This window comes from Vibrio sp. 10N.261.54.A5 (assembly GCF_041471145.1).
In the GTDB taxonomy this organism is placed as follows: domain Bacteria; phylum Pseudomonadota; class Gammaproteobacteria; order Enterobacterales; family Vibrionaceae; genus Vibrio; species Vibrio crassostreae_C.
Window position 1 is genome coordinate 1 of record NZ_JBFRNU010000071.1, and the last position, 6,252, is coordinate 6,252.

The 6,252-nt window shown below is 39.3% G+C and carries 8 protein-coding genes and 1 tRNA gene; 3 read left to right on the forward strand and 6 right to left on the reverse strand.

From position 1 onward, the window contains the following. The first annotated feature begins 103 nt into the window (after positions 1–103). The 3 genes from AB4329_RS20180 to AB4329_RS20190 all read left to right on the forward strand — a co-directional run bounded on the left by AB4329_RS20180 (position 104) and on the right by AB4329_RS20190 (position 2,042). Positions 104–194, forward strand: a tRNA-Ser gene (locus tag AB4329_RS20180). A gap of 88 nt (positions 195–282) precedes the next feature. Beyond that, positions 283–1,560 carry a site-specific integrase gene (locus AB4329_RS20185; protein ID WP_102319790.1) on the forward strand — a complete coding sequence of 426 codons (1,278 nt, stop codon included), beginning with the start codon at positions 283–285 and terminating at the stop codon, positions 1,558–1,560. 362 nt (positions 1,561–1,922) lie between these two features. After that, positions 1,923–2,042 (forward strand): transposase family protein, encoded by a 120-nt coding sequence (locus AB4329_RS20190; protein WP_102319791.1) that lies wholly within the window; start codon positions 1,923–1,925, stop codon positions 2,040–2,042. 5 nt (positions 2,043–2,047) lie between these two features. On the opposite strand, the gene AB4329_RS20195 is transcribed toward AB4329_RS20190, so the two are convergent. From AB4329_RS20195 to AB4329_RS20220, 6 genes are all read right to left on the reverse strand, one after another. Further along, entirely contained in the window at positions 2,048–2,488 is a 441-nt protein-coding gene (locus AB4329_RS20195; RefSeq protein ID WP_102319792.1) for a YiiD C-terminal domain-containing protein, read from the reverse strand. A gap of 65 nt (positions 2,489–2,553) precedes the next feature. Next, complete coding sequence (locus AB4329_RS20200) at positions 2,554–3,198, reverse strand: DsbA family oxidoreductase (protein WP_102319793.1); 645 nt, start codon at positions 3,196–3,198, stop codon at positions 2,554–2,556. Between the two features lie 118 nt (positions 3,199–3,316). After that, positions 3,317–3,628, reverse strand: coding sequence for an EthD family reductase (locus tag AB4329_RS20205; protein WP_102319794.1), 312 nt, complete (start codon positions 3,626–3,628; stop codon positions 3,317–3,319). Between the two features lie 45 nt (positions 3,629–3,673). Further along, complete coding sequence (locus AB4329_RS20210; protein WP_102319795.1) at positions 3,674–4,474, reverse strand: SDR family oxidoreductase; 801 nt, start codon at positions 4,472–4,474, stop codon at positions 3,674–3,676. A gap of 141 nt (positions 4,475–4,615) precedes the next feature. Continuing rightward, positions 4,616–5,437, reverse strand: coding sequence for an AraC family transcriptional regulator (locus AB4329_RS20215; RefSeq protein WP_198589006.1), 822 nt, complete (start codon positions 5,435–5,437; stop codon positions 4,616–4,618). Between the two features lie 165 nt (positions 5,438–5,602). After that, on the reverse strand, positions 5,603–6,196 hold the full coding sequence (locus AB4329_RS20220) for a TetR/AcrR family transcriptional regulator (protein ID WP_102319796.1): 594 nt from the start codon (positions 6,194–6,196) through the stop codon (positions 5,603–5,605). Positions 6,197–6,252 lie beyond the last annotated feature (56 nt).

The following is a 6,252-nucleotide window of genomic DNA, read 5'->3' on the forward strand; positions in this document are numbered from 1 at the left end:
AATTTATTTTCACTTTTTTGAAAGGTGAAGACAAAAGGTATCGTTACTTGCATTAGCAAATAACAACCTCAACAGTGTACTAATCTGTTGATGACAATTTGTTGGAGGGATGGCTGAGTGGTCGAAAGCACCGGTCTTGAAAACCGGCAACCGTTAATAGCGGTTCTAGGGTTCAAATCCCTATCCCTCCACCACATTAAAAATGAGATAAGCCGTTGTATTACAACGGCTTTTTTCATATCTGCAAGGTGCCAAGTCAAACCATAAGGATTGACTCAGACAATGTACCTTTTCCGCGCCCCAAATTGCACCTACTACACACGTGTTTGTCTGCCGAAAAAACTTCGAGATAATGGCTTTCCGTTCGATCTGAAAGTATCTTTACTAACCAAGAACCGTCAACTTGCTTCTGAACGCAATCTAACCGTTGCTGCTAGTCTAAAAGAGTTAATAACTAAAACTCATGGGCAAAGTTGTGTAGAAGGCTTTAAAGCGGATTGTGATGCGATTATCGATGAGGTTCGTAGTAAGTTTGAATCGAATCAACCTGATATTGAGGTATCTGCCGCTCCAGTTCGTAAAGCAGAACATCGGGACTTAACTTCTACAGTTCACCGAAAGAATCACCCTGTCGTTTCATTAAAAGCGGCGCTAGACGCTTTTGTCGCTAGTAAGAAGTTGCAAAATATCAGACCTTTAACAGTGCATCAGTTAAATGCTCGTGCCAGTCACTGTATTAACCTGTTACCCGTTGAATCCGTGGATCCTGTTACTTCGGCTCATGCGTTGGTGTACCGTGACCAACTCCTCAAGGAAGGGCGTAGCTATAAGACAAACAAAGAGTACCTTGCTGCTGCTTTTCAGTTTTTTAAGTTTGCTAAGATGATGAATTACATCGCACTGAACCCCTTTGACGGCATTAAGGTAGATAACAAGCCACTCAAGCCTACTAGTGAAGAACGTGAACGCTGGTCACTCAAGGATCTTAAGCTATTCTTCAAGTCTCAAAAATTTGTTGAACAGGATGTAGAGTTCCGCTGGATCTCGTGGATATTGCTTTACTCAGGAATGCGTCCATCTGAAGTGTGTCAACTAAGAGTGAATGACATAAAAGAGGCTGATGGGAGCTACTATTTCGCTGTCAATGTTGACGATGAAGGTAAGTACGTCAAAAATAGCAACAGCATCCGCAAAATCCCTGTCCATGGTCAACTAATTAATTTTGGATTGCTGCAGTACATTGCAACTAGGAAGTCCAGCGGTACCAATAATCTATTCAGCTATGAGCCAAAAAACATCTTTGCCGATTGGTCTAAGGCCTACCTTAATAAAATGACCAAGTACCAGACATCTATTGGTATGCTGCCACGCCACCGCCCAACGAGTTATGGATTCAGACATACTTTTATTGATGAGTTGAAGCAAAAGGGTGTTTCTGAGTTGATTACAGCTGAAATCGTAGGCCATAAGCAGCAAGGGGTAACGTATGATCGCTACGGCAAACAGTTGAATTTGAAGGAGCTTGCGAAGGCATTAAACAAGGTTACTTTTAAGCTGTAGTGCCGTGTGCTATTTCAATGTTAAGAAAAGCCGAGCTAGCTATTTACCGAGCTAGCTCATATTTGGACAGGAATCATTTAGAGTACTCTGTCTAAGTCGACTAATATTGATTAGAAAAAATATCCAAAATTATCAAAGATCTATAATTAGTTTCGCCCTCTTTATCTACAAAACGAGCGGTGAACGTTAGCCGTAGAGTACAGGGCAAGATCACGAAGCTTTACCTTAAGCTAAGTTTTTTATCTTATACTTCTTTTTGATAACAAACCAAGTCAACCATGTCTGAGCTCAATTTATTCAAATACTTTGTAGCCATTGAAGATACACGCCAATCAGGATAAGTTGTAAATAAACTCTTAGATATTCTGTTCCTTACCATTAGCGTTGTGATTGCAGGGAGTCAAGGTTGGGAAGAAATTGAAGAGTTCGGGCGTGACAAACTGGATTGGTTGCGTAAGTTTTTAGTTTTCATTGCATTTTGACCTTATTACTCTTTATTAAAAACGACGTATATTCCCTCAAAAGTAGCAACCAACTCATCCGCACAAAATAGATTGCAGGCTATTTGAACACGACCTTTTCCCTTGCGTTGAAACGCACGATGAAACCGAGACCACGCCGTAAGGTTGTCATATTTACATACTGCTGTTACATCTTTGCTGGCGGGTTTCAGGTATCGAATGCTATTTTCTTGAATAACAATTTGATGTTTTTTACCCTCCAACTGGGCATAAACTAAAGACCAACCTGCCAAAATACCAACAACAGATAAGCTGCCGCCAAACACCGTATTCATGTGGTTGGTATTCATTCTCAATGGTGCAGTAATCTCGATATTTTTGCTGCTACAAGTATTCACACAGATACCGAGAGACTTTGATACTGGTATATGATGATGAAGGTAGACTTCAAGCTCTCTATGTTTCATATAGACCGTTGCCTTTTTCAGACCGCCAAAATATTGCAAAAGTCCGTTTTAGAGGGATGCAGGAATTACACTTTAGCTAATTCAGTTAATACTTGCTTATACGTATCCACTGATTGGGCTCCAGAAATAGCGCTCTCGCGATTGAATACAACTGTTGGAACACCTGATATACCCGCTTGCTTCCATTTCTGTTCCAGCGACTGGACATGACTTCGCATATTATCGTCATCTAGGCATTGCATTGCTTCGTCAACATTAATACCAAGACTTTGCAACTCTTGCTCGAGGGTACTCTTGCTGGATATATCTTTTTGCTCGCTATAAAACGAAGCAAATAACCGATTTTTAAGCTCGGTTTGCTTGCCTACACTTTTTGCATGCTCCAGAAGAATATGAGCATCAAGGGTATTTACAGCTTTTAGTCCGTCAAAGTAGTCGAATTTAAACCCAACGTCTTCTCCAAGCTCTGTCATCTCTTTTCTGAAACGAATGCTATCTTCTAATGTAGTACCGTACTTCCTTTTAAGGTGGGCACGTAGGTCTTCACCTTCAAGCGGCATATCTGGATTTAACTGAAAAGGTTGCCACTCAATCTCAATGCGATCTTCTATACCAAGCTCTTTTATCGCGGTATTTAAACGCTTATAACCGATAATACACCAAGGACAAATCACATCTGACACAATATCCAATTTGATTTTCATATTCATATTTAACTCTTTTTATCAAGCGTTTAGCTTCAATTTTTTTCATTAAATAACACTAAGCAGAACCCAAATTGTTTATTATTCGGTATCCTGCTCATTTTCACCGTAGAGAGTTGCGGTTCTATATTTTTTGCTCACAAAGCTGAATTGATGGAACGGTATTAGTGAAGTTCGGTACATCAGCTTTTATCTTGTCTGCATTTGGGCCAAATGCCGTTTGAAATGACTCTATAGATTCAAATGAAATTGTACTAATCGCCACATATGCCGCTGCTTCACTAGGAACAACACTTGCTAACCCTGCATCTACTGTCGCCCCTTTTAGTGCGTCTCCCAGAAGCTCTCCTATCATAGGAACATGTTTGTTGCAGTAATAATCAAAATCAAAAATCACATCATCGTTATTTGGGTATATTACGTATACTTTAATCATTGCTTTTTTCCTTTTTCTTTCACTAAAGTTTTAAACTGTTGGGGGTTACATTTTGTTATTGGGCATTGCTTTTCCAATCATTGATTCACCCATTATTGCCTGCTTTTGGTGGGGGATGATCCCAGAAAGAATAGCGGTCATTCGATTACGTTTACCTGGAACCACAACTGCTTTTCTACCCAAACCATTGATAGCTATTTCTGCTACTTCCGCTGGATCTTTTGCAACCATTGGTAATTTTGACCAGTCAACACCATTATCAGCTGTCATCGGTGTAGTTGTTAACCCAGGAGAAAGAACCGTTACATCAATACCTTTGGGTTTAAGTTCGCCATGAAGAGATGCACCTAGCTGAAGAACGTAGGCTTTGGTACCTGCATAATTTGAAAAATATGGGGAAACCATATGACCAGAAAGACTTGATACCATTAAAATACCGCCTCTTTTTCTTTCGATCATTGTTGGTGTAAAGTGGTGAGTCAGTTGCAACACAGAGCTAACATTAAGCTGTATCATCTTCAACTCTTGCTCTAGAGATGATTTAGCAAACGAACCATTAACTTCAATACCAGCGGCTAGTACAAGTAGCCCAATACTTTTGTCAATTTGCTTAACTTTTTCGACGCCTTCTGACGTACTTAAGTCAGCAGAAACGGTCGTTGCTTTAATTCCGTAGCGTTCCGTAAGCAACGTAGCTTGCTCTTCAAGCTCTTTTTCTCGACGAGCGACCAAAACAACGTTCAATCCTTTTGCTGCAATCTGGCTTGCCATTTCTGCGCCAATGCCTGATGTTGCCCCTGTGATAAGTGCCCAATCACCATATTTTTCTTTAAAGCTGATACCCATAATTCGTTACCTTTCTCTGTGTTTAGTTGATGGGGTAACTATATGGAATTTGGAGGTACAGGGCTCTCCATAAAAGTTCAAAAATTGCTCACATTAGTTCAAACGAGCCAACCTGAATGGAAAGGTTAAAATGCGTTGGTGTCAGGTTAAACGAAATTGAGAAGGGGATAGGCCTGTTTGTCCTTTAAAGGCACGGTTAAACGTGGAAATCGACTCGAAACCCGTTTCAAAAACGATGTCGGAGATACGTAAGCTATTATCTTTCAGTAACACTTTAGCTTTGTTGATTTTTAATTTGGTAATGTATTTTATTGGGGGTTCTGAATACACCTCTTTAAACTTACGTTTAAAAGTAGAAACACTCATATGACACAATGCTGCCAACTCATCCACACTCAGATCCGCATACAGATTACTTTGGATAATATCTTCAAATTTGGCAAAGTTAGGTTTAAACATAGAAGCAAGAAAATCGAGTTCAGAAGGTGCGCTGGTTCTTTTCGCCATAAGAATGACAAATTCACGTAGTTTGCTCTCGATAAGCAAATCATCCGCCAACTCTGGAGAATCCAGCAATATACTGATGCTATCACGATAGTGCTCTAGCAATTTGTCCACTTCAACCTGCAAAATATTATAATCGACCCTGTATTTTGACTGGCTAATATCAAAGTTAAACAGTGACTGAAATATTTCAGGATAGAGAAGGATACCAATCGCTTCACCTGCACCTTCATCATTATGATAGCTAGTGTTTTCATAAAAGTAGTTGGTGCATTTTGCCAGTATTCCGCAGTTTTTGTTCAATGAAGCAGATTCTGTCTGTTCCCTGACGTTAAAATCGCCATTTGTGACAAACGCAAAACACGCTTCACTGTCTACAAATACGCGCGGCATACGTTTGAAACTGGGTATATCTTGTTTTTGAAAAACAATACGTCCATTATATTTTATTGTTTTCATTTAAAGGCACCATTCAATAGTATTGCGATAAGGATAAAGCAGTCTACCTGCTCGATTAAATAATTGGCTCAACTAGAATCGTGTTGCTACGGTGCTGCACTCATAATCATTAGACATCTAAAACTCGACAACAAAGCTAAAGCTCGAGAATAGTCTACGCATAATCTATTTTTCAAATGTACTCAATACAAGCATGAATGCATGTATAGATCGAGCGAGAGATTCATGTGGTCTTTGCCCTCTTGATTGAACTTTGAGTCCTTGACGAAACGTAAGGAAATAGTCGGTCAAATGCTCTGCATCTATACCATCAATAAGTCGTTCTGTTTTCTCATATTGAGTAAAAAATGCCAGTGTTGCAATACGACCTTGTTCAAACTTCTTAATAACATACTCATAGAGGGCTGGTTCGTTTGATTTTAATTCAACAATACTGTTTGTAATTAAGCAGCCGTAAGTGAGTAGATCATTCTCTGGATTTAAGAACTCACTATCAAATAAATATTGAAGATTCTCTGATATTGATTTATTTGAGTCGAGTTTCCTGAGTACCACAGACATGTGATGCTCAACATAGAAATCTACTATACATTTAAACACGGTTTCTTTGTTGCCAAACGCGTTGTAAATACTGGTTTTCGTTAATCCTGTAACGGTCGATAATTGATCCACCTTAGTCGACGCATAACCATGCTGCCAAAAATATTTGGCCATAACTCCAAGCACTTCTATCTCGTCAAACTGTCTTTTCTTTGCCATTTATCTATACAACTACATAAAATTCTTATTGACACCTATTGTACTAGTTAGTACAT